The organism is Paludibacterium sp. B53371 (assembly GCF_018802765.1).
Classification (GTDB): domain Bacteria; phylum Pseudomonadota; class Gammaproteobacteria; order Burkholderiales; family Chromobacteriaceae; genus Paludibacterium.
Genome location: NZ_CP069163.1, coordinates 2,025,700 through 2,048,505 on the forward strand (window position 1 = coordinate 2,025,700; position 22,806 = coordinate 2,048,505).

The 22,806-nt window shown below is 62.7% G+C and carries 13 protein-coding genes; 5 read left to right on the plus strand and 8 right to left on the minus strand.

Annotated features, from left to right (window positions below; translation table 11 throughout):
• Positions 1 to 20: 20 nt before the first annotated feature.
• Positions 21 to 2,810 (minus strand): EAL domain-containing protein, encoded by a 2,790-nt coding sequence (locus tag JNO51_RS09810; RefSeq protein ID WP_215776537.1) that lies wholly within the window; start codon positions 2,808 to 2,810, stop codon positions 21 to 23.
• A gap of 294 nt (positions 2,811 to 3,104) precedes the next feature.
• Between JNO51_RS09810 and nifJ the strand changes: the two genes are divergently transcribed.
• Positions 3,105 to 6,656 carry a pyruvate:ferredoxin (flavodoxin) oxidoreductase gene (gene nifJ, locus JNO51_RS09815; RefSeq protein ID WP_215776539.1) on the plus strand — a complete coding sequence of 1,184 codons (3,552 nt, stop codon included), beginning with the start codon at positions 3,105 to 3,107 and terminating at the stop codon, positions 6,654 to 6,656.
• A gap of 77 nt (positions 6,657 to 6,733) precedes the next feature.
• Here the strand turns inward: nifJ and JNO51_RS09820 are convergent, their stop codons facing one another.
• The 4 genes from JNO51_RS09820 to JNO51_RS09835 all read right to left on the minus strand — a co-directional run bounded on the left by JNO51_RS09820 (position 6,734) and on the right by JNO51_RS09835 (position 10,654).
• Positions 6,734 to 8,269 carry a ShET2/EspL2 family type III secretion system effector toxin gene (locus JNO51_RS09820; protein ID WP_215776542.1) on the minus strand — a complete coding sequence of 512 codons (1,536 nt, stop codon included), beginning with the start codon at positions 8,267 to 8,269 and terminating at the stop codon, positions 6,734 to 6,736.
• Positions 8,270 to 8,377: 108 nt separating this feature from the next.
• Positions 8,378 to 9,028, minus strand: coding sequence for a maleylacetoacetate isomerase (gene maiA, locus JNO51_RS09825; RefSeq protein WP_215776544.1), 651 nt, complete (start codon positions 9,026 to 9,028; stop codon positions 8,378 to 8,380).
• 20 nt (positions 9,029 to 9,048) lie between these two features.
• Positions 9,049 to 10,065, minus strand: a complete 1,017-nt coding sequence (locus tag JNO51_RS09830) for a fumarylacetoacetate hydrolase family protein (protein WP_215776547.1) — start codon at positions 10,063 to 10,065, stop codon at positions 9,049 to 9,051.
• A 37-nt stretch (positions 10,066 to 10,102) separates the two neighbouring features.
• Complete coding sequence (locus JNO51_RS09835; protein WP_215776551.1) at positions 10,103 to 10,654, minus strand: VOC family protein; 552 nt, start codon at positions 10,652 to 10,654, stop codon at positions 10,103 to 10,105.
• Between the two features lie 90 nt (positions 10,655 to 10,744).
• Here JNO51_RS09835 and JNO51_RS09840 point away from each other — a divergent pair, with 90 nt between their 5' ends.
• The 3 genes from JNO51_RS09840 (at position 10,745) to JNO51_RS09850 (ending at position 13,840) form a co-directional block, all read left to right on the plus strand.
• Positions 10,745 to 11,689, plus strand: coding sequence for a LysR family transcriptional regulator (locus JNO51_RS09840; protein WP_215776553.1), 945 nt, complete (start codon positions 10,745 to 10,747; stop codon positions 11,687 to 11,689).
• Positions 11,682 to 12,152, plus strand: a complete 471-nt coding sequence (locus JNO51_RS09845) for a nuclear transport factor 2 family protein (protein ID WP_215776556.1) — start codon at positions 11,682 to 11,684, stop codon at positions 12,150 to 12,152. Before JNO51_RS09840 ends, JNO51_RS09845 begins: the two co-directional genes overlap by 8 nt.
• Before the next feature lie 128 nt (positions 12,153 to 12,280).
• Positions 12,281 to 13,840, plus strand: coding sequence for an EAL domain-containing protein (locus tag JNO51_RS09850; RefSeq protein WP_215776558.1), 1,560 nt, complete (start codon positions 12,281 to 12,283; stop codon positions 13,838 to 13,840).
• Positions 13,841 to 13,869: 29 nt separating this feature from the next.
• Here the strand turns inward: JNO51_RS09850 and tldD are convergent, their stop codons facing one another.
• Genes tldD through JNO51_RS09865 form a run of 3 tightly spaced genes read right to left on the minus strand, consistent with a single transcriptional unit; the run spans position 13,870 to position 19,957 of the window.
• Entirely contained in the window at positions 13,870 to 15,327 is a 1,458-nt protein-coding gene (gene tldD / locus JNO51_RS09855) for a metalloprotease TldD (protein WP_371822828.1), read from the minus strand.
• Complete coding sequence (locus JNO51_RS09860; protein WP_215776560.1) at positions 15,324 to 16,133, minus strand: carbon-nitrogen hydrolase family protein; 810 nt, start codon at positions 16,131 to 16,133, stop codon at positions 15,324 to 15,326. Before JNO51_RS09860 ends, tldD begins: the two co-directional genes overlap by 4 nt.
• Entirely contained in the window at positions 16,130 to 19,957 is a 3,828-nt protein-coding gene (locus JNO51_RS09865) for a YhdP family protein (protein ID WP_215776563.1), read from the minus strand. Before JNO51_RS09865 ends, JNO51_RS09860 begins: the two co-directional genes overlap by 4 nt.
• A 116-nt stretch (positions 19,958 to 20,073) precedes the next feature.
• On the opposite strand from JNO51_RS09865, the gene glnE reads away from it, so the two are divergent.
• Positions 20,074 to 22,752: a bifunctional [glutamate--ammonia ligase]-adenylyl-L-tyrosine phosphorylase/[glutamate--ammonia-ligase] adenylyltransferase gene (glnE, locus tag JNO51_RS09870; protein WP_215776565.1), complete on the plus strand. Its 2,679-nt coding sequence runs from the start codon at positions 20,074 to 20,076 to the stop codon at positions 22,750 to 22,752.
• Positions 22,753 to 22,806 lie beyond the last annotated feature (54 nt).

Consider the following 22,806-nt stretch of genomic DNA (forward strand, 5'->3'; position numbering starts at 1 on the left):
AGTTACATCGAGCCACGCGCTCAGCCATGCCGTGCCAGCAGCAGGCGAGTCTCCAGCCAGGCCTCGAACTCGCGGGCCGGCATGGGCCTGGCGTAGAAAAAGCCCTGGAAGTCATCACAATGCAAGTGGCGCAGAAAATCCGCCTGGGCCGGGGTCTCCACGCCCTCGGCGATGGTGGACAAGCCCAGTGCCCGCGCCACCGCCAGAATGGCCTCGACAATCGCGGCATCGTTGGCATCTTCCGGTACACCCCGCACAAAAGCCTGGTCGATTTTCAGCCGGTCGACCGGAAACTGTTTCAGATAGCTGAGGTTAGAATAACCGGTACCGAAGTCATCAATCGCCATCCGCACTCCCAGCGCTTTCAGACGATTGAGCTGGTTGAGCGTGGCAATCGAGTTGCGCATCAGGGCGCTTTCGGTAATTTCGAACTCCAGATGCCCGGGCGCCAGCTGATTGGCATTGAGCGCCTGCAGGATGATTTCGAACAACTGCGGATCCTGCAGCTGCAGGGGGGACAGATTCACCGACATGGTCTCCACCCCCAGCTCAAGCCAGCGCGCCATCTGCCGGCAAGCCTCGCGGATCACCCAGGCGCCGAGCGGCACGATCAGGCCAGTCTCTTCGGCAATCGGAATGAACTCCACCGGGCTGACGAGGCCGCGCACCGGGTGATTCAATCTGAGCAAAGCCTCGACGCCCGTCAGCACCCCGCTGTCGGCGGCCACCTGCGGCTGGTAAAACAGCTCGAAATGCTCATGTTCCAGCGCCTGCATCAACTCGGAAGACAGACTGAGACGATCACGCGTGCGCTCGTTCAACTCACGCACATAAAAGCGCAGATGATTCCCCCCGCACTCGGCGGCATCCATGCGGGCACTGTCGGCATGCTTGAGCAAGGTACTGAAGTCATCACCATCCAGCGGGTAGAGCGCAATGCCAATACAGATTGTCTGGCTGATCTTGATGCCATCCAGCTCATAGACCCGCGAAGCCGCCTTGAGCAACTGACTGGCAACCTCTTCAGCCTGCCGGGCATGGGAAAGTGCGGGCAGCAGCGCCACGAAAGCGCCACCAGACAAGCGCGACAGCACACTTTGTTCATCCAGCACCTCACTGAAGCGCTCGGCCATGATCTTCAGCACCTGATCCCCGGCGCCATGCCCCAGTGACTCGTTGACGTAGTGAAAGCGATCCAGATTGATACTGAGCATGGCCACCATCTGATCGTGCTCGCCTGCATAGGCAATCGCCGCCTCGGCGTGCTCCTGCAGCACATTGCGATTGGGCAGACGGGTCAGCAGGTCATAACGCTTCATCCACTGCAACTCTTCCTTGGCACGGTGTTCCGACAGATCACTAACCACTTCAAAGTAATGGCTGACCTGGCCAAGCTCATCGCGAATCACATAAATCTTGGCCCAGCAGGGAAACAGCTCGCCATCCTTGCGCCGGTCCCAGACCTCTCCCTGCCAGCACCCGTCCTTCATCAGGCAGTCCCACATTTCGCGGTAGAACGCACTGCCATGCCGCCCGGAGCGCAGCATGCGCGGATGCTGGCCGACCAGCTCCTCCTGGGCATAACCGAACAGCGTGGTAATCGCCCGGTTGGCCATCAGGATGATGTTGCCGCGATCGCAGATCAAAATGCCGTCACGGCTTTCATCAAACACCCTGGCCAGCAGTTTCATGCGCTCGAGCGTGGCGCTCTGCCGCTCGGCCTCATGCAGGTTTTTCAGCGCAAACGAGACCTCCTTGCCCACCTCGAGCATCAGCCCGACCACCTCTTCATCGAAGAAATCGCGCTCGCTGGCATAAGCGGTCAGGGTTCCCTGAAACCCGCCACCGCCAATGACCATGGACACACAGCTGTGCAGGCCATGGACCAGCGCCACACGCGCCCCGTCCACCAGCGGATTGTCCAGTGTGGCGAAGTCATTGATGATGACCGGGTTGCGACTCTGCCATGCCCGCCCTGCCGGCGTACCCGCCTCGATCAACTGGTTCCAGCTGTAATTGGACAACTCATCCAGAAAGTCGCTGGCATAGCCGGCATAGGCCAGCGGACGCACCGCCCCCCCCAGTCCTTCTTGCGGGGAACCAACCCACACCAGCCTGAACAGGCCGATCTTCAGCATGGCCTGGCACACCAGACTGAACAGTTCCTGCTTTGTCCGGGCGTGAATGATGGCCTGATTCGAGGCGCTGAGCACGGCATACATGGCCTGGCGACGACGCAGCGACTGCTCCATCTGCTTGCGCTCGCGGATATCGTGCACCATCGCCAGCACCACATCCTGCTCGCCGATCCGCGCCTGCTGCAGCGTCACCTCGACCCAGAACGTCGCGCCGTTCTGATGGCGTCCCAGCCAGTCAAAACGCTGCGGCCCTTCGGTCATGACCTTGAGCAGTTTGACCCGGGCCTCCGCCTCGGTATAAGGCAGGACATTGGACGACAATTGCCCGACGCTCATGGTACGCAAGACATCGGGAGCATAGCCGTACAGATCGCTGGCACGCTGATTGACATCCAGAATCTGCCCGGTCACCGGATGATGAATGAAGACTGCCTCGCTGACGGCATTAAAGACATGGCGAAAGCGTTGCTCGCTTTCGCGCAAGGCGCGCAGGGAGCCCTGCCAGCCAAGGCGGATCACACGATAGGCCAACAAGGCCGCCACGGCGGACAACAGCCCCACCCCGGCCAGCAGGAATGCCAGCGCATGCCGCTCCTGCGGCAAACCGGGCACCGGCCACAGCATGGGCAACAAGCCCAGACCAGCCAGGACGGCCAGCAGCAAAAAAGCCATCAACAACCCGCGCAATTGATGCAAGCTCAAGACCTCGTTTCGATGCCTGACGCCCGCCGGGGACGCCAAAAAAATGTCAGTATCTTACGGTTAATTTATAAACTAATTATTCCGGGTTAAAAGTCAGAATTTTTCACGCCGCCGATTGCTGCGTAGCAATATTTTTTCGAGCTGTCACACTAATTTCTGGCCTACATTTGATTTATGTGGGAGCAGAGCAACGCGCCCCATGCTTGAATGGCGGATTGACAAATCCATCCAGAAGGTTGGGCCAGGATGTTGAAGAAGCAGCAAATGATCACCGTAGACGGCAATGAGGCCTGCGCCTCGGTCGCCTACCGCAGCAATGAAATCGCCGTGATTTATCCGATCACGCCCTCGTCGACCATGGGTGAACTGGCCGACCAGTGGGCCGCTGAAGGGCGCCGCAACCTGTGGGGCGTGGTACCGGAAATCACCGAGATGCAGTCCGAGGGCGGCGCTGCCGGCGCGGTGCACGGCGCCATTCAGGCCGGGGCAATGGGCACGACCTTTACCGCCTCGCAGGGCCTGCTGTTGATGATCCCCAATATGTACAAAATCGCCGGCGAACTGACGCCGTTCGTGATGCATGTCTCGGCACGCACGCTGGCGACCCATGCCCTGTCGATCTTCGGCGACCATTCTGACGTGATGGCCACCCGCCAGACCGGCTTTGCCATGCTGGCCTCGGCCTCGGTGCAGGAGGCTCAGGACATGGCCGCCATCGCCCAGTCCGCCACCCTGAAGACACGCGTGCCTTTCCTGCACTTCTTCGATGGCTTCCGCACCTCGCACGAAGTCGCCAAGATCCACTATCTCGATGACGAGACCCTGGGCGCCCTGCTGGACGACGAGCAGGTACACGCCATGCGTCATCGCGCACTCAGCCCGGACCATCCGGTGGTGCGCGGCACGGCACAGAACCCCGACACCTTTTTCCAGGCGCAGGAGGCACGCAACCCGTTCTACGACGTCTGTGCCGCCACCGTGCAGCAGGAAATGGACCGCTTTGCCGCCCTCACCGGCCGGCAATACAAGCTGTTCGACTATGTCGGCGCGGCCGATGCCGAACAGGTGATCGTCATGATGGGCTCGGGTGCCGAAGTGGCCGACATGACCAGCCTGGCGCTCAACCGGGCCGGCAGCAAGACCGGCGTCCTGAAGGTTCGCCTCTATCGCCCCCTGTCAGCCCGCGACCTGGTGAATGCCCTGCCGCCCTCGGTACGCTCGATCGCCGTCCTGGACCGCTGCAAGGAACCAGGCAGCCTGGGCGAACCGCTGTATCTGGATGTCATCGCCGCGCTGGAAGAAGGCCGTGCCGCCGGCTGGCTGCCGCAGGACTTCCGCCCGCAGGTCATTGGCGGCCGCTACGGGCTGGCCTCGAAAGAATTCACCCCGGCCATGGTCAAGGCGGTATTCGACGAACTGACCGCCAGCCAGCCGAAGCGCCACTTCACCGTGGGCATCAATGATGATGTGACCGGGTTGTCGCTCAAGGTGGACGATCGCTTCCATCTGCGCGAAGACGGCGAACAATGCGCGGTCTTCTTCGGCCTGGGTTCCGATGGCACGGTGGGTGCCAACAAGAATTCGATCAAGATCATCGCCGACAACACCCCGCTGTATGCCCAGGGCTATTTTGTCTACGACTCGAAGAAATCAGGTGCGGTCACCATCTCGCACCTGCGCTTCTGCCCGCAGCCCATCCAGTCGAGCTACCTGGTGCAGGAAGCCCAGTTTGTCGCCTGCCACCACTTTGTCTTCCTCGACCGCTACGATGTGCTGCAATACGCGGCCCACGGCGCCACCCTGCTGCTGAATGCCCCCCATGCGCCCGATCAGTTGTGGGCACAGTTGCCGCGCAGCGTACAGCAACAGATTCTCGACAAACAGCTCAAGGTCTGGACCATCGATGCCCGCGCCGTGGCACAGGCCACCGGCATGGGCAACCGCATCAACACCATCATGCAGACCTGCTTCTTTGCCCTGTCGGCCGTGCTGCCGCGCGAAGAAGCCATCGCCCAGATCAAGAAGGCCATCGAGAAGACTTACAGCCGCAAGGGTCGTGCGGTGGTGGAAAAGAACTTCGCCGCCGTCGACCAGACACTGGCCGGCCTGCATGAAGTGCCGCTCGGCAGCCAGGCCGACGCGCGTCGCGACCTGCCGCCGATCGTACCGGCCAATGCGCCGGACTTCGTCCAACGCGTCACCGCCATGATGCTGGCCGGCAAGGGCGACCTGCTGCCGGTCAGCGCCTTCCCGGTCGATGGCACCTGGCCGGTCGGCACCGCCAAATACGAAAAGCGCAATATCGCCGACGAAATTCCGGTCTGGGAGCCGTCGCTGTGCATCCAGTGCAACAAGTGCACCATGGTGTGCCCGCATGCCGCCATCCGCGTCAAGGGGGTGGCCAACAGCGAACTGGAACAGGCGCCTGCCACGCTCAAGTCCATGCCCTACAAGGGGGCCGAAGCCAAGGGTGGCGCCTATCTGCTGCAAGTAGCACCAGAAGACTGCACCGGCTGCACCCTGTGTCTCAAGGTCTGCCCCGGCAAGGACAAGGCCAATCCGGAGCGACTGGCACTGGCCATGGCCCCCAAGGCACCGCTGGTTGCCGACGAACACGACAACTTCGAGTTCTTCCTCGGCCTGCCGGAGTTTGAGCGCGCCGACATCAAGCTGAGCCTGAAGACCACCCAGCTGATCCAGCCGCTGTTCGAGTTTTCCGGCGCCTGCCTGGGCTGCGGCGAAACGCCTTACGTCAAACTGCTGACACAGCTGTTCGGTGACCGCACACTGATCGCCAACGCCACCGGCTGCTCGTCGATTTTCGGCGGCAACCTGCCGACCACGCCGTTCACCACCGACCGTGCCGGTCGAGGACCGGCCTGGTCCAACTCGCTGTTTGAGGACAATGCCGAGTTCGGCATGGGCTTCCGCCTGGCGCTGGACCAGCACAAAACGCACGCCCATGAACTGCTGCGTCAGTTGGCACCCACCCTGCCGGCCGATCTGGCCGACAGCCTGATCCATGCCGATCAAAGCAGCGATGCCGGCATCAAGGCACAGCGCGAGCGCGTCGACGCCCTGCGCACGGCACTGACCGGGCGCCAGGATCCGGCTGCCATCCGCCTGCTGGCTTTGTGCGACTACCTGGTGGAAAAGGTGGTGTGGATCGTTGGTGGCGACGGCTGGGCCTATGACATCGGCTACGGCGGCCTGGACCATGTCCTGGCCTCGGGGCGCAACGTCAACATCCTGGTAATGGATACCGAGGTGTACTCCAACACCGGTGGCCAGCAATCCAAGGCCACCCCGCTGGGGGCCGCCGCCAAGTTCGCCACCGCCGGCAAGGTACGACCCAAGAAGGATCTGGGTCAGATCGCCATGACCTATGGCAATGTCTACGTCGCCTCGGTGGCCTTTGGCGCCAAGGATGTGCAGACGGTACGTGCCCTGCAGGATGCCGTCAGCTATGACGGCGTCTCGCTGATCATCGCCTACGCCCACTGCATCGCACACGGCTATGACATGGGTGATGGTCTGGAACGGCAGAAAGCCGCCGTACAGGCCGGCTACTGGCCGCTGTATCGCTACGACCCGCGCAAGATCGCCACAGGGGAAAATCCGTTCAAGCTGGACAGCGCCGAGCCCACCCTGCCGCTGGCCGATTTCATGGAGAGCGAAGGCCGTTTCCGCATCACCGAGCGCGCCCACCCCGAGCACTATCAAAGCATGGTGCAAGAGGCGGACAACCAGATGCGGCAACGCTATGCCCACCTGAAGCAAATGGCTGGCAGCGGCGAAGAAGGTAGCGACAGCTGACCCTGCTTCGGCATCCTTCACGCCCCCGCCAGCCTGCTGCCGGGGGCGTTTTGCTGCCCATCGGGACAGCCTGCACCTCAGATCTGGGTTTCCCGATGCCGTGGCGTGCCCGCCGTCAGGACTCGCCATGGCGCCTGCACGACAGAGACATCCGGACGGAGCGTCTTGCCGGGCGGCAAGGGCGGCAGGCCCCAGCGCGCCTGAAAGTGCGGGTAGCTCTGCGGCAGGGACTGCAGCAAGGACAGCGCAGCCTGACGCAGGCGTCTGTCCGCGCTGCGCAGCAGGGACTGCAAGGCAACACCTCGACCATCCGGACCCAGCAAGACCTGCTGCTGACCTTCGGCTGGCAAGCCTTGCAGGAGAAGGCGAAAGTCACGGATCAGTGACGGATCTTTCTTCACCAGGGCCAGCGTGACAGGCGTCAGCCCCTGTTCGTCCGTCTCACTCAGCAGCGCCTGCTGCTGCGCTGGCAACACGGTCTGCAATAAACGGGCCAATGCCGGCAACATGCCGCGCGCATGCTCCTGAATCGCAAAAAAAACTGCCTGTGATTCCTGCAACGCCTGCTGACGGTCAATCTTTGGCAACCGATCAAGCACCGGGGCAAAACCGGCAACGATTTCGGGGGTCGCAAAAGAGATGGCCAGCGTCAGCAAATGATTCCCGACCCTTGAGCGATTGTTCAGCAGTGCACGCCGCTCGCGCGCAATCAGCGGCAAGGTGGCCAATAAATGCAGGTAGGCGCTGGCCGAGGCATGCCGGGCATGGCTCATGGCGTAGTGTGCGGCATCCAGCATGCCGGGCGCCTGACAGCACAGGACAGCCAGTCGCTGATCAACAGACATGCTGAGCAGTTGCGGGGCTGTCGCCAACACGGCTTCACCCAGGTTGAGGGTCATCAGATCCATCAACACCGCAGCCGAGCAAGCCTCGGGCAAGTGGTTGGTTTTCAGTTGTGTGGTTGCAGCGTTTCGGCTCAGCGTCTCCTCACCACAATCCAGGATCATGAAATGTTGCTGCTCACCGATGAAGTAACTTTTACCTGCCGCCGGGGAAAAATCCTCCCAGCGCATCGCCCTCAAAGCCGCGACATCTCGCGGCTTGCAGCGCACCGCCTTGTTGGTCAGGTTCGGGTCGTAGAAATGCACCACCGGCGTCGGCTTGCGCGTCAGCCACAACGCCATGACATGGGTAGTCGATGTCATCAACTTGACCCGCAAGGCCTCGCCCGACCGCGCCATCTCGTCGAACTCCTGCTGCAGGTACTCGCCAAAGCGTTCAGGGATAACAAGATGGACGGTTGAGGCACCATTCAGCAATGAGAGGTATCGCGACTCCACCTCCGCCGGAACATGGCGAACAATGGCATCGGCTGAGGCATAGTGCGACCAGTTCACTTTTGGCTGATCGCTGCCCTGCAGCAAGTCCAGTACCACCTGGGTCGCCAGGTGGCGACAAGCAATCTCTTTCTGCGTCCCCGGGAAATTCACTTTACAGTTCAGCGACGCCAACTTGTCGCCCTCAACCGACAGATACGGTCGGGATTTATCACCCACCTCACCCTGCTTGTACAGAGGAACGCCCCCCACCTTCTTCAAGATTCCACTTGGCATCGTCTTGCTCCGATTGATTGATGCGCAGAATCGTGCCATGGGGACAAGCGGCAAGCTTTGGGATTGATGCAATGACTTTGCTGCACAGCACACGACTGTCAGACAACATCAGGACTCGGCGTCGGCCTGTTGCGCCGGATGCGCCGCGATGAAAGCCGGCAGCGGCAGGCAGGCGGCTTCGATGGCCAGCAGACGCGGGTAGCCGTCCAGCGGCACGTCAAAACGGCGGGCATTGAACAGCTGAGGCACCAGGCAGCAATCGGCCATGCCAGGCTGATCGCCATGACAGAACGGACCGCTGGCCGGGTCATCGCTCAGCAGGGCTTCCAGCGCCTGCAGACCTGCAGCGACCCAATGGCGGTACCACTGGTCACGGGCCGGCTTGTCCTGGCCCAGTACCTGCTCGAGATATTGCAGCACGCGCAGATTGTTGAGCGGATGGATGTCGCAGGCGATCTGCAGCGCCAGGGCGCGCACCCGTGCCCGACCGGCCGGATCGGCCGGCAGCAGTGGCGGGTTTGGATACACCTCATCCAGATAGTCGATGATGGCCAGTGACTGCCGGATCAACAGGCCGTCATCGGTCACCAGCGTCGGCACGGTGCCCGCCGGATTGATGGCGCGAAAGGCCGCCTGATGCTGCTGCCCGCCATCGCGCAGCAAATGCACCGGCAGCGCCTGCCAGGGCAGTTGCTTCAGATTGAGTGCGATGCGCACACGCCAGGCGGCAGAGCTGCGAAAGTAGGTATAGAGCTGCACGGTCGCCTCCTGGGGGCAGATCAATCCGGATAGGGAGCCACACGCTGTTCGATGGCACCGAACAGACTGTGTCCGGCAGTATCGAGCATCTCGATGCGCACCGTGTCACCAAAGCGCAGGAAGGGGGTGTGCGCCTGCCCGCTCTCGATGGTTTCGTACATGCGAAGCTCCGCCAGGCAACAATAGCCGACCCCGCCGTGCGCAATCGAAGAGCCGTGCAGACCGTCCTGCTTGTTGGAGACGGTACCCGAACCGATGATCGACCCGGCAGTCAGCTCGCGGGTTTTGGCCGCATGGGCGATCAGCTGCGGGAAATTGAAGGTCATGTCGACCCCGGCATCCGGCTGGCCGAACAGGGCACCGTTGACATGGACGGTCATGGGTCGGTGCAGCTTGCCATCGCGCCAGGATTCACCCAGCTCGTCCGGGGTGACGGCGACCGGACTAAAGGCTGAGGCCGGCTTGGACTGGAAGAAGCCAAAGCCCTTGGCCAGCTCGCCGGGAATCAGATGACGCAGCGACACATCGTTGACCAGCATCAGCAGGCGAATGGCGGCGGCGCTCTCGGCTTCACTGGCGCCCATGCGCACATCACCGGTAACGACCGCCACTTCGGCCTCCAGGTCGATCCCCCAGTCTTCCGAGCGGGCGTAGATCGGGTCGCGCGGGCCGACGAAAGCATCCGATCCGCCCTGGTACATCAGCGGGTCGGTCCAGAACGACGGCGGCAATTCGGCGTTGCGCGCGCGGCGTACCAGCTCGACATGGTTGACATAGGCCGAGCCATCGGCCCACTGGTAGGCGCGCGGCAGCGGGGAGTGGCAGGCAGCGGCATCGAAGGGCCGGGCCTCGGCCAGTTCGCCGCGATTGAGCGCCGCGGAGACTTCGGCCAGCTGACCGGCCACACTGTCCCAGCGGTCCAGCGCCGATTGCAGGGTGGCGGCGATCTGCGGCACGGTCACACAGTGCTGCAGATCACGACTGACCACCACCAGGGTGCCATCGCGGCCGCCTTGCTTGAGAGAAGCCAACTTCATCGGATTCCTTTCCTGTCTGGTTCAATGGCCGGCGCGCTCAAGGCTCGTCGTGCCGGCGGGCATGGCTGCCATCGTGCATCCAGCGCGCGTGTTGCGGGGCCTGTTTGGTACGATCCCATTCCTCCAGCATCGCCCACTTGACCTCATCCAGGCGCCGGTTCATGTCGCTGGTGGCGGTATTGCAGGCCAGCTCCAGCCGATGGCCATTGGGGTCGAAGAAATAGATCGACTGGAACAGGGTATGGTCGGTGGGCCCGACCACCTCGATCCCGTCTGCCTCAAGCCGGGCCTTGGTTTGCAGCAGGTCTTCCATGGTGCCGACCTCCAGCGCCAGATGCTGGGTCCAGGCGGGGGTATTGGGGTCGCGCCCCATCGGCGGCCGGGTCGGCAGCTCGAAAAACGCCAGCACATTACCATTGCCGGCATCCAGGAACACATGCATATAGGGATCGGGCTCTCCGGTGGACGGCACCTTGTCTTCGGCGATCGCCAGAATGAAGCGCATGTCGAGGTACTTGCCGTACCATTCGACGGTTTGTTTGGCGTTGTGGCAGCGGTAGGCCACATGATGAATCTTGCGGATCTGCATCGCGAAGTCCTCCGGACGGATGCTGTTATTGAAGCCCAGGCAGATTTATTGTACAAACCGTATTATTTAATAGATTTATCAGATTTCATGATGAGCATCTCGCTTCGCCAATTGCGGGCCTTTGTCGCTGTCGCCCGCAGCGGCAGCTTCACGCTGGCCGCCGACAAGCTGTTTGTCACGCAATCGGCGCTGAGCGGCCTGATCAAGGAGCTGGAAAACAGTCTCGGCCTGCGACTGTTCGACCGTACCACGCGCCGCATCCAGCTGTCCGAGGTGGGGCGCAGCCTGTACCCGCGTGTCGACAAGATTCTGCTGGATCTGGATGGCGTACTGGAGGAAGCCAGCAATCTGCGCACACTCAAGACCGGCTCGGTCAGCATTGCGGCCCCGCAACTGATGGCAGCCACTTTCCTGCCCGAAGTCATGGCGGCTTTCTCGGCGCACCACCCAGGGATCCAGGTGCGCCTGGTCGACTGCGTGGTAGAGAACATCATGACCGCGGTCTTCTCCGGCGAGGCCGATCTCGGCATCGGCCCGGAACGAACGCAGAATTCGGATATTCAGGCCTCCCTGCTTTTTGACCTGCCCTTCATGGCGGTCTGTCCGGCCAGCCATCCGCTGGCACGGGAAGACCGGGTACGCTGGCGTGACTTGCTGGCGCAGCCCTTCATCTCGCTGCGCGGCGAGTTTACCGAACGGCTGTCGGGGGAGTTGCATGCCGTATTCCGCGACCAGGCACTGACGCCGGGCACCGAGGTCAGCTTCATGTCGACGGCCTTGTCGATGGTCAGTGCCGGGCTCGGGGTCACCAGTTGCATGGCCTACGCAGCCAGCATGGTGTCTTTGCATGGCCTGGTGATGCGCCCGCTGATCGAGCCCGAAGTCACCCGACGGTTCTTCGTTTACACCCGCAAGGAGCGCGCCGCCTCGCCGGCGGCCCGCCAGTTCAACGACTTCCTGCGCCAGTATCTCGCCCACCCCCGTTTTGCCCTGCCCGTTCACGGCACGGCGCCTGAGGAGCCACACCATGTCTGAGCCCGCCTTTTCTGACCGCCTCGATGCGCTGCTCGACTGGTTTGGTCGTTTATCACCGCAGACGCTACCGCTGATCGATCACTTCTACGCCGAGCAAGTGCAATTTCAGGATCCGTTCAATCGTGTCAACGGGCGCAGCGATCTGCGGCGGCTGTTCCAGCACATGTTCGACAGCAGCGAGTCGGCTCGCTTCGTCATTGCCGATCGCCTGCTGGACGGCCGGCAGGCCTTTGTCACCTGGGATTTCCATTGCCGCATCCGTGGCCGCGACTATCACATTCATGGTGGCAGCCATCTGCGCTTCGATGCCGCCGGGATGGTGGTATGGCATCGCGACTATTGGGATGCTGCCGAGGAATTGCTGCAGAAGCTGCCGCTGATCGGTGTGCCGGTACGCTGGCTGCGCCGTCTGTTCAGGGTTCCGGGCCTGAGCGAGGGCCCGCCGCAGGAAAGCAGGTTTTGATTTAATACAATAACTAAAAGATATTGGCATTATTTAACCAAACATCTTATTGACCTCGTGTCCTATTGTCTGGCAGGATGATTCATTCTGCCCGCCTTCACGAGGACGTTGATCGTTTGCTGTTGCCCATGACTGCCTCCCCCCTGTTTGGCCCAAGCCAACGACTGCGTCTGCTGAGCTTCATCACTCTCAACTTGCTGTTCGCCACCTTGATGCTGTCCCTGCTCTGGTCCCGCGCCGACCATGAGGCACGTGTGCTGACCGGCGTTGGTGTCAACAAAACCCTGCAGATTGTTGAAAATGCGCTGCGGCGCGCCGAGCTCAATCTGACGCGCAGTCATCCGCTGCTGACCCAGTCCTGCCAACAGGCCTTGCCAGCGCTGCAGCAACTGGCGGCCAAGGCCACCTCGCTCAATGCCATCTATCTTGCTGACCGCGAACATGGCTTTATCCTCTGTGCCTCTGCCTGGACAACGCCCGCCCCCGCCGCCGTGCCGCTGTCCGCCCTGATCGGCCGAGCCGATCCGGCAAGGGCACAGTTGCTCTGGCGCCGGCAACTGCCGCTGACCAGCCAGCACGGCATGGTGCTCTACCGGCCGATGGCCAATGGTCAGGCCCTGATCGGGGTCATGCATGCCAACATGCTGGAAGATCTGCTCAAGGTGATGCGTGGCGAAATGATTGATGAAATCGGCATCACCCTGTCAGGGCTGCGCCTGGAAAATCGGCAGGGAACCATTCAGTGGGACAGCCAGCCTGCCAATGCGCCACTCGAGGTTCGCCAACACTCAGACCTGCAGCCCGGCCTGCAGGTCAGCGCCCGCTACAGCCCGGCTCTGGTCTGGCGACTGGCCCGCCTGTATCTGCCGCTCGCTCTGTGTGGCATCGCGCTCTTCATGCTCGGCTCGGCCTGGGTATTGTGGCGCCGTTACAGTCCCGGCTATTTCTTCCGGCGGGCCATCCTGACCGCCATCCGCGGCCGGCAATTCGTGCCGTATTACCAGGCCATCCGCTGCCGCAAGGGCGAGAGCGCCTTTGAAGTGCTGGTGCGCTGGCAGCACCCTCAGAAGGGTTTGCTGATGCCGGGAGCATTTATCGCGCAGGTCGAGGCACTGGGCTGGCTGTCGCCGATGATGATCCAGGTCATGCAGCAAGTAGAGCGCGATTTGCGTCAGGCCGGCTTTCCCCGCGGCAGTCGGCTGGCCATCAACCTCAGCCCGCAGCAATTGCTCGAACAGGAGATGCTGGCGGCCATCCGCCAGTTTCAGCACCATTTGCGCCAGGCCGGACACAGCCTGGTGATTGAAGTGACGGAAGAAGGTCTGATCCAGGATCCGCAGCATGCCCGGCAGATCATGGCCAGCTGGCGGGCCGAGGGCATTGGTGTAGCGATTGACGACTTCGGTATTGGGCACAGCTCACTGGCCTACCTGCGCCAGTTTCCGTTCGACTATCTGAAAATCGACAAAAGCTTCATCGACGCGCTACCGCAGGGAGAGAAGGACCGCACCATCATCGAAGGCATCATGACGCTGGCGCGGCAGCTTGAGCTGACCGTGGTCGCCGAGGGAGTGGAACAGCAGGAGCAGGCGGATTATCTGTGGCAGATCGGTGTCGACTGCCAGCAGGGCTTTCTGTTTGCCAGACCCCAGCCGATCGCCTCGATCTGCGGTCTGCAGGCAGGATAAGGCCAGCCGGAGAAGGCTGGCCCGTCATCTCACTCGCCGGTGCCGCCAACCGTCAGACCACCATCGATGCGCAAGGTCGGCTGTCCGACCCCCACCGGCACGCTCTGACCTTCCTTGCCGCAGACGCCCACCCCCTGATCCAGCGCCAGGTCATTGCCGATCATGGAGACATACTGCAGCACGTCCGGACCATTGCCAATCAGCGTGGCCCCCTTGACCGGATAGGTCAGTTTGCCGTTTTCGATGCGCCAGGCTTCCGATGCAGAGAAGACGAACTTGCCGCTGGTGATGTCCACCTGACCGCCACCGAAGTTGACGGCATACAGGCCATCCTTGACCGAGGCAATGATTTCTTGCGGATCATGGCTGCCGCCCAGCATGTAAGTATTGGTCATGCGCGGCATCGGAATGCTGGCATAGGACTCACGCCGGCCGTTGCCGGTCGGGGCTACCTTCATCAGACGGGCATTCATGGCATCCTGCATATACCCCTTGAGGATGCCGTCCTCAATCAGGGTGGTGCACTGGGTCGGATTACCTTCGTCGTCGATGGCCAGCGAGCCGCGACGACCGCTCAGGGTACCGTCATCCACCACGGTCACGCCTTTGGCTGCCACCCGCTCGCCGATGCGGCCACTGAAGGCCGAAGTGCCCTTGCGGTTGAAGTCCCCTTCCAGGCCATGGCCGATGGCCTCATGCAGCAGCACGCCAGGCCAGCCCGGCCCGAGCACCACAGTCATCTGACCAGCCGGGGCCGGGCGGGAGTCGAGATTGGTCAGCGCCTGATTGACAGCCTGACGGACGAAGCGCTCGACCACTTCATCGGTAAAGCCGGACAGGTCGTAGCGGCCGCCGCCTCCGCTGGAACCCTGTTCGCGCCGACCGTTCTGTTCGGCAATCACATAGACCGACAGGCGCACCAGCGGACGCACATCCGCGGCACGGACGCCATCGTGGCGAGCCAGATAAATGACATCGTATTCGGCCGCCAGGCCCGCCATGACCTGAATGACGCGCGGATCCATGGCGCGTGCCAGTTTTTCCACTTTTTCCAGCAACGCCACCTTGGCGGCCGCCTCCAGGCTGGCGCAGGGGTCGATGGCCGGATACAGCGCCTCGGGCTGGCGACGCTGCGGCACCGACACCGGCAAATGCCCCTCATTGCTGCCGATGGCACGCACGGCATCAATGGCACGGGCCAGGGCGGCACCGCTGATCTCGTCGGAGTAGGCAAAGGCCGTCTTGTCGCCACTGACGGCACGGATACCCACGCCCTGCTCGATATTGAAGCTGCCGGATTTGACGATACCCTCTTCCAGGCTCCAGCCTTCGTTGCGGATGTATTCGAAATACAGGTCGGCGTAGTCGATATCACGACGCGCCAGACGGGCAAAGGCAGATTCCAGGGTGGCCTCGTCCAGGCCGCTGGGGGTCAGCAGCAACTGTTCGGCAGCGGCAAAGGCTTCTTGCATGTCAGCTTCTTTCATTTCAGTACCCGGTGTGCCAGGGCTGGCAGACGCGAGCGGACAGATTGAATCATGTTGGCGTCGATCTCGGCCAGCACCACGCCTTCGCCTTGCGGCAATTCGGTCAGGATGCGCCCCCAGGGATCGATGATCATCGAATGACCATGGGTGGCACGGCCATTCTCGTGTTGACCGCCCTGGGCAGAGGCAATCACATAGCACTGGTTTTCGATGGCGCGCGCGCGCAGCAGAACCTCCCAGTGCGCCTGACCGGTTACCGCCGTGAAGGCCGCCGGCAACACCAGCACATCAAAGGGGGCCAACTGGCGGAACAACTCGGGGAAGCGCAGATCGTAACAGATCCCCAGGGCCAGTTCGCAAAACTCGGTACGACATTTGACCGGCAGGCTGCCGGGACGGATGGTATTCGACTCGCAGTAGCTCTCGCCCTGACCGGTAAAATCGAACAAATGAATCTTGTCATAGCGGGCTGCCGCCATGCCGGCAGGATCAAACACCCAGCTGGTGTTATACACCTTGCCCGCCTCGCCCGACGCCAGCGGCACCGTCCCGCCAACCAGCCAGATCTTGTGGCAGCGCGCCATATCGGCGAGCGCCTGCTGCAGCACGCCTTCACCCGGCACCTCGGCCAGCGCCACCTTGTCCTGATCGCGAGCCCCCATCAGGCAAAAGTATTCCGGCAACACCACCAGGCTGGCGCCACGTCCGGCCGCCTCGGCCACAAGCCGCTCGGCATCGCGCAGATTGCGATGCCAGTCGGTGCCGGACACCATTTGCACCGCAGCCACGAGAAATTTGGATTTCATGGTTGAAGCTTTCGCAAGGTATTGGTCAAGGTGGCGGACTTGAGCCGCGTCACCACCGGGTCGGTGAAGGTGCCACTGACACTGTAATCCACCGAGAAGATCTTGCTGACCGGATCACGCAGCACCTTTTGTGCCGCCAGGGCCGCCACACCGACCACCGGGTTGATCAGGGCGGCGCCGGTTGCCAGCGCCACCCCCTCGGACAAGTGCGGTTCGACATGCACCAGCAGCTTCTGCGTTTCGGCCCCCAGGTTGACTTCGCCATTGATACTGACGTCGGCACCCGGGCCCTTCATGATCAGATTATCCGATTTAAATATACCCTGATTGATCGCGGCGTCACCCCGCAATGAGTCGAAGGCGAAGCCTTCGCTGAAGACATCGGTGAAGTCCAGATGGATGCGGCGCGGCAGGGACTGCAGACTCAGCACCCCCAGCAGGCGGGCCACGCCCGGATCAACCTTGGCAAAACGGCCATCGGCCAGACTGATGCTGACCTGGCCACTGAGGGCCGCCGGATTGAAGTCGGACAATCCCCCCGGCCATGACAAGCTGCCGGACAGGCTGCCATGCCCCTTGTTAAAAGTATCCCCCTCGCCGAAACGGCTCAGCAGCTTGCCGACATCGGTCGCCTGCCCCTTGAAGCGGGTCTCGACCCGCCCGGCATCCAGTACGCGCACACTGCCGCTGAGCGTCCCTTCCGGCAGGGTCAGGCTGACATCATCCAGCTGCCAGTCGCGAGCCAGGTAGCGGGCATTGAGCTGCAGGCTGCCGAGGGTGTTTCCCTTGAATACCAGTTTGCTGACGTGGATATCCATCGCCGGCAGGCTGGCCGGGCCGCTGCCACCGCTCCCGCCGCGCCAGGCCGGATTGAGCACCAGCAGCGGCAGGCGGGCACGAATGCTGCCATTGCCGTTCGGGTCGTAGTCCACTTCGCCCTTGGCTTCCGCCGCGTCCACCATGGCATGCCAGCGCGCGTCCCCCGGACTGTGCCCCAACCAGAGCGATGCCTTGTGAATCGCCAGGGCGCCCCAGTGGATTTCCGGCGAAGCCAGTTCGATATACAGCGGAGGCATGGCCTGGCTCTGCGACTGGGCCGGCACCCCGGCCAGGGCCCAGTTGGTCCAGGCCTGGGCATCAACCACCGGCAGGGCCACCTTGACATGGATGCCCGGCGCCGGCTGCTCGCCCAGCAGGCGACCGACAACCACTTCGGTGCCCAGGGCATTGCCTTCGGCATCGAAGCGCACCCGGCCTGCGATCTGGCTGCCGGCGGAAAAATCCAGCCTCATGCCATTGGCCGGCTGTCGTGCCGGCAGCATGGTCAGATTGAACGGCAAGGCATCGCCGGCAGCCTTGGCCAGTGGCGCCGGGGCCGACAGCTGGGTGCCGCGCAGATCCGAGCCGACCTGCAGTGACTCCAGACCATTGTGCAAGGTAAATCGCGCCTGATAGTGCGAGCTACCCGTGATGTGCGGTGCCAGAAAATCGACATACTGTGCCAGCACCTGATGGCTGTCGGCCTGTCCGTCGACACTGAAATGCATGCGCGCATTGGCATCGGTATTGGCGCGCAGCAGGAAGGGGCCGCCGAAGGCATTGAAATGAATGCCGGAAGTCGCCACCCCCCGCTCATTGAAGGCCAGCGTGCCGGTGGCCGCCTGCAGCGGCGGCAGGGGCAAGACCGTCAGCGCCAGCTGATTGTTCATCAGTTGCAGCTGGCCGTTGACCTTCGGTCCGTTGTTGCCACTGAGCGGAATCGACAACTGCAGGCGCAAGGCTGCCGCGCCACTGGCATGGGTCTTGCCCAGGAAACCGGACAACCAGCCATCGACCGGGCTGTGCGCGGTATAGCGCAACATATCGGCCAACGGACCGGATGACTGGCCCTGGATCTCCAGATGAATGTCCTGGGCGGACAGATCGGGGATCGACACCTGCACCTGATTGAGGCGATTGCCCAGCGTCGTCACCTGGGCAGAGCGGATGTCCATGCGCTCATTCTTGAACAACAGGGCGGCATCAAACCCTTCCAGCACCGGCCAGGCGGGATCGAACTTCAGCGAAGCATGACGCACATTGCCCTGTACCAGGAACTCGCCGCCCTGCCCGCCCTTGAAGGGGAACTGATCCAGATTGCCGCGCAGACGCAGCTGGGCGCTTTCCAGCGTGCCGGCCTTGAGGGCGGCACGCAGCCACTTGAGGGTATCGGTACCGGCCTGGTAAGGCAGGTAATCCGCGACCCGTACCGCCGAGACCTGACCGATCTGGCCGGTCAGGTCGATCTGGCCGGCACCCGAACCGGTGTTGCGGTAGCTGCCGGTGACACTGCCCTGCAGATCATCATTGGCGAACTGCAGGCGATCGAAGCGCACATCGATGCCCTGCCCGCTGCTGCGCCAGCCCACATCGGCCGCCAGCGAGCCAAAACGCAGCGGCAGCGGAAAAATGTGCGGCATGGTCACGGTTTCGGCATGGTCGACCCGCAGTTTGCCGCCTGTCTGGTCGAAGCTGACCGAGCCTTTGACCCCGGTCACGCCAGGCACTTCGCCAAAGGGCTGCCAGGCCAGACGGGTAAAGGAGGACTCGAAGCGGTAGCGCGTCGGGGCATCGATCCGGCCCTGCCAGCTGACCGAGAGATTCTTCAGCTGGCCCGCCGGGGCAAAGCGGGCCAGCAGCGGATTGCGGTCAATCCCCAGCGCACGCAGGAAGGGCTGCAGGGCCGCCAGATTGACGTTGTCGACATGCAGCTCGCCGCCGCCCGGGGCGCCGGTATCCCAGTAACCATTGATGCTGGAGTCTTCAAACACCGGCCCGTTGGCACCGAGCAGCGACAAATGCGTGGCATTGATCTGATAGACCTCGCCATTGCGCTCCAGCTGCAGGTGCCCGCCCAGCGCAGGCAGGGTCAGTTCGGAAGCGCCGGGCAAGGTATAGGCGGCATTGCGCACCTTGACGTCGGCCTGCAGGCTGTTGATGCGGCCACCGGCAAAGGCGAGCTCGATCGAGCCATCCCCTTCGCCGCGACTGAGCAGACCAAAGTTCTGCAGATAGCGGCTCCAGGGTGATACCCGGGCCCCTTGCAGACTGGCCGATACACTGCCACGCCACTGCGACCACTCGTCCAGATGATCCCCGCGCCAGTTGCCGCTCAACTCGAAACTGTCGCCGACGGCGGCCGGAGGCCGGCCGGACAGGCGCAGCTCATGCGACAACAGCCCGCTGGTGAGCTCCAGTCGCCCCCGGGCCAGAGTCAGCCTGGGCAGGCCGAGGTATTCATCCTGCCAGGCAATGCGTGCACCGCTGATCAGGATACGGCTCTGGCGCAGCAACAAATCGCCGGGATTGGCCGCGCCGGCAGCACGCGGCTTGTTGCCCGAAAGCGGGAAGCCATTCAGATAGAACCTGCCGTCATGACCCCGGCGGATATCCAGCGAGGGTGAGGTGATCTGGATAAGCGCCATGCGCGGCTCAAATGCCAGCAGGCTTTTCCAGGAGGGCACCACCACGATGCGGTCGAGCGTGAGCGGATTGCCGTGCGGATCGTCAATGGACAGGGCCCGCAGCTCAAAGCGCGGCGCAATCCCGTCCCAGCTTCCGGACAACCGGGCGATGTGCACCTGGCGCCCCAGCACCTGAGCCGATTGCTGCTCCAGCGCATGACGATAGCGGTCGAGATTCGGCAGAACCTGGTAAGTAAAAAACAGGAAGCCCGCCGCCACGGCCAGCAGCGCCAGACCCAGCAGCCAAGCCGAAAGCCTCAGCCCCCATTTCAGGGTGCGAATGACCGGCAGGTGACGCAACAAGCCAATGAGCTTTTTCAAGGGAGACAAACCAGTACAATGGAGGGCGACCGCAAGGATTTTCCGGCACCGGCGTTCAGGCCGCAAACACCACGCACCCGGAGAAATCCATGCATCTTCTATAGCGCGGAGACATTATGCCATCAAACGCCATTCGTGCCAGTGCCATCACCCGGGCCATCGCCTATTCCGGCTATCTGGCGCGTGTCTTGCAGGCACACCCGGAGGAACGCGAGCGACTGGAGCGGGAGCTTGACCAGCCCTTCTCCCTGCAGCAGATGCAGTCGTTCACCGACTGGACGGCACTCGACAGCCCCGACGCCCTCGCGCCGGCCCTGCGCGCCCTGCGCCGTGCCGTGATGGCACGCCTGATCACCCGCGATGTCGGCGGGCTGGCCGAACTGGACGAAATTGTCTCCAGCATCAGCACCCTGGCCGAGTTTGCCGTCCGTACCGCGCTGCCGGTCGCCTGCCAGGCCCTGGCACAGTACGGCCAGCCAATCGGCGAGGATACCGGCACCCCGCAGCAATTGATCGTCATCGGCATGGGCAAGCTGGGCGGGCGCGAGCTGAATGCCTCCAGCGATATCGACCTGATTTTCATCTATCCGGAAAACGGCCAGACCGATGGCAGCCGCAGCATCAGCAATCACGAGTATTTCTGCCAGGCAGGCAAGAAGCTGATCGCACTGCTCAACGATGTCACCGCCGATGGCCAGGTGTTCCGTGTCGACATGCGTCTGCGCCCGTACGGCGACTCGGGGCCGCTGGCCATGAGCTTCAGCGCACTGGAAAACTACCTGCTGACCCAGGGGCGGGAGTGGGAGCGCTACGCCTGGATCAAGGCCCGCGCCCTGACCGGCGATGCCGAAGGCCTGTCCGAGCTGGTCCGTCCCTTCGTCTACCGCAAATACCTCGATTACAACGCCTATGGCGCCATGCGCGAACTGTCGAGCCAGATCCGGCGCGAAGTGGCACGACGCGACCTGGCCGACAACATCAAGCTCGGCCCGGGCGGCATTCGCGAAATTGAATTCATCGCCCAGGTCTTTCAGTTGATTCGCGGCGGGCGTGAAAAAAGCCTGCAGCTGTTTGGCACCCGGGAGACACTGCAACGCCTGGCGGTACTGCGTCTGCAGGAACCGCAGGCCATCGACGAGCTGATGCAGGCCTATACCTTCCTGCGCAATCTCGAACACCGGCTGCAATATGTCGACGACCAGCAGACCCAGACCCTGCCGGAACAACCTCAGGCACTGGAAAATCTGGCCAGTGCCATGAACTTTTCCAGCACCGATGCCTTTCTGTCGGCACTGACCGAGCACCGCCGCCATGTCACGCGGCACTTCGAACAAGTGTTTTTCCTGCCGACCGAGGCGGCACCCGACCATCCGCTGACCGCGCTGTGGCGTGATATCGGGGAAGGTGACATCAGCCCGCAGCTGGCAGCCCTCGGCTATCAGCAGGCGCAGGACGTCGCCCGCCTGTTGCACGGCCTGTCCACCAGTCAGCGCTATCAGCAGATGGCACTGGCCAACCGCAAGAAATTCGACGCACTGATTCCCCCGCTGGTGGAGGTTTCCGGCCATTTTCCCAATCCGGATGCCACCTTGTCGCGCGTCCTGACCCTGCTGGAGGCCATCAGCCGTCGTGCGCCCTATCTGGCTCTGTTGACGGAATATCCGCAGACGCTGCAACGACTGGCCTCGCTGTCATCGGCCAGCGCCTGGGTATCCACCTATCTGACCCGTCACCCCATCCTGCTGGACGAGTTGCTGGATGCCCGCGTGCTGTACGGCACGCCGGACTGGCCGGCCATCGCCGCCCAGCTGGAACAGCAGTTGATTGATTGCCAGGGCGATGTCGAAGCCAAGATGGACACCCTGCGCCATGTGCAGCACGCCCAGGCCTTCCGCCTGGTTGCCCAGGATCTGGCCGGCATGTGGACCGTCGAGGCCCTGTCTGACGAACTGTCCCGGCTGGCCGACCTGATCCTCGACGCGACCTTGCGTCATGCCTGGCTGGACATTGCGGCACGCCATACCGATATCCCCTGCTTCGCGGTCATCGGCTACGGCAAGCTCGGCGGCAAGGAGCTGGGCTACGCCTCCGACCTGGATGTGATCTTCCTGTTCGACGACCCGCACCCCGACGCCCCGGAGCTGTACTCGCGACTGGCCCGCAAGATGGTCACCTGGCTGACCAGCACCACGGCCGCCGGCGGGCTCTACGACATCGACCTGCGCCTGCGTCCCAACGGCTCCAGCGGTTTGCTGGTCAGCACGGTACAGGCCTTCGAGAACTATCAGGAGAAGCAGGCCTGGGTCTGGGAGCACCAGGCACTGAGCCGGGCGCGCTTCGTTGCCGGCGACGAGCAGCTGGGACAGCGCTTCGATCGGGCGCGCCAGGCGATTCTCGCCGCGCCGCGCGATCCGGCGCTGCTGGCGGACGAGGTGCGCAACATGCGCCAGCGCATGCTGGAGACCCACCCGGCCGAACCGGCCGACGTCAAGCATGCACGCGGCGGGCTGGTGGACATCGAATTCATCGTGCAGTACCTGATTCTGGCCCATGCCGGTCAGTTGCCCGAGCTGTGCGCCAATACCGGCACCATCGCCCTGCTGGCCGTGGCCGCCCGAGCCGGGCTGATTCCGGGCGAGCTGGCCGAGGCCGCCCGACAGACCTATCGCTACTGCCGAAAACTGCAGCATGCGGCACGCCTGAACGAGCTGCGGCGTTGCGAAGTCACGCCGGAACTGGAAGAACACTACCGTCAGGCCCGGGCGCTATGGCAATATCTGTTTGGTACAGACTGACTGGCGTGGCCGTGGCAACGCTATAATCACAAAACATTAAAACGGACAAACGGA

Excerpts from the sequence above, each read along its gene's own strand:
- JNO51_RS09835 (WP_215776551.1), bottom strand. The coding sequence starts at position 10,654 with ATGCAGATCCGCAAGATTCATCATGTGGCCTACCGCTGCCACAACGCC.
- JNO51_RS09845 (WP_215776556.1), top strand. The coding sequence starts at position 11,682 with ATGTCTGAGCCCGCCTTTTCTGACCGCCTCGATGCGCTGCTCGACTGG.
- JNO51_RS09860 (WP_215776560.1), bottom strand. The coding sequence starts at position 16,133 with ATGAAATCCAAATTTCTCGTGGCTGCGGTGCAAATGGTGTCCGGCACC.
- JNO51_RS09820 (WP_215776542.1), bottom strand. The coding sequence starts at position 8,269 with ATGCCAAGTGGAATCTTGAAGAAGGTGGGGGGCGTTCCTCTGTACAAG.
- JNO51_RS09830 (WP_215776547.1), bottom strand. The coding sequence starts at position 10,065 with ATGAAGTTGGCTTCTCTCAAGCAAGGCGGCCGCGATGGCACCCTGGTG.
- glnE (WP_215776565.1), top strand. The coding sequence starts at position 20,074 with ATGCCATCAAACGCCATTCGTGCCAGTGCCATCACCCGGGCCATCGCC.
- JNO51_RS09850 (WP_215776558.1), top strand. The coding sequence starts at position 12,281 with ATGACTGCCTCCCCCCTGTTTGGCCCAAGCCAACGACTGCGTCTGCTG.
- nifJ (WP_215776539.1), top strand. The coding sequence starts at position 3,105 with ATGATCACCGTAGACGGCAATGAGGCCTGCGCCTCGGTCGCCTACCGC.
- JNO51_RS09810 (WP_215776537.1), bottom strand. The coding sequence starts at position 2,810 with ATGGCTTTTTTGCTGCTGGCCGTCCTGGCTGGTCTGGGCTTGTTGCCC.
- JNO51_RS09840 (WP_215776553.1), top strand. The coding sequence starts at position 10,745 with ATGAGCATCTCGCTTCGCCAATTGCGGGCCTTTGTCGCTGTCGCCCGC.
- tldD (WP_371822828.1), bottom strand. The coding sequence starts at position 15,327 with ATGAAAGAAGCTGACATGCAAGAAGCCTTTGCCGCTGCCGAACAGTTG.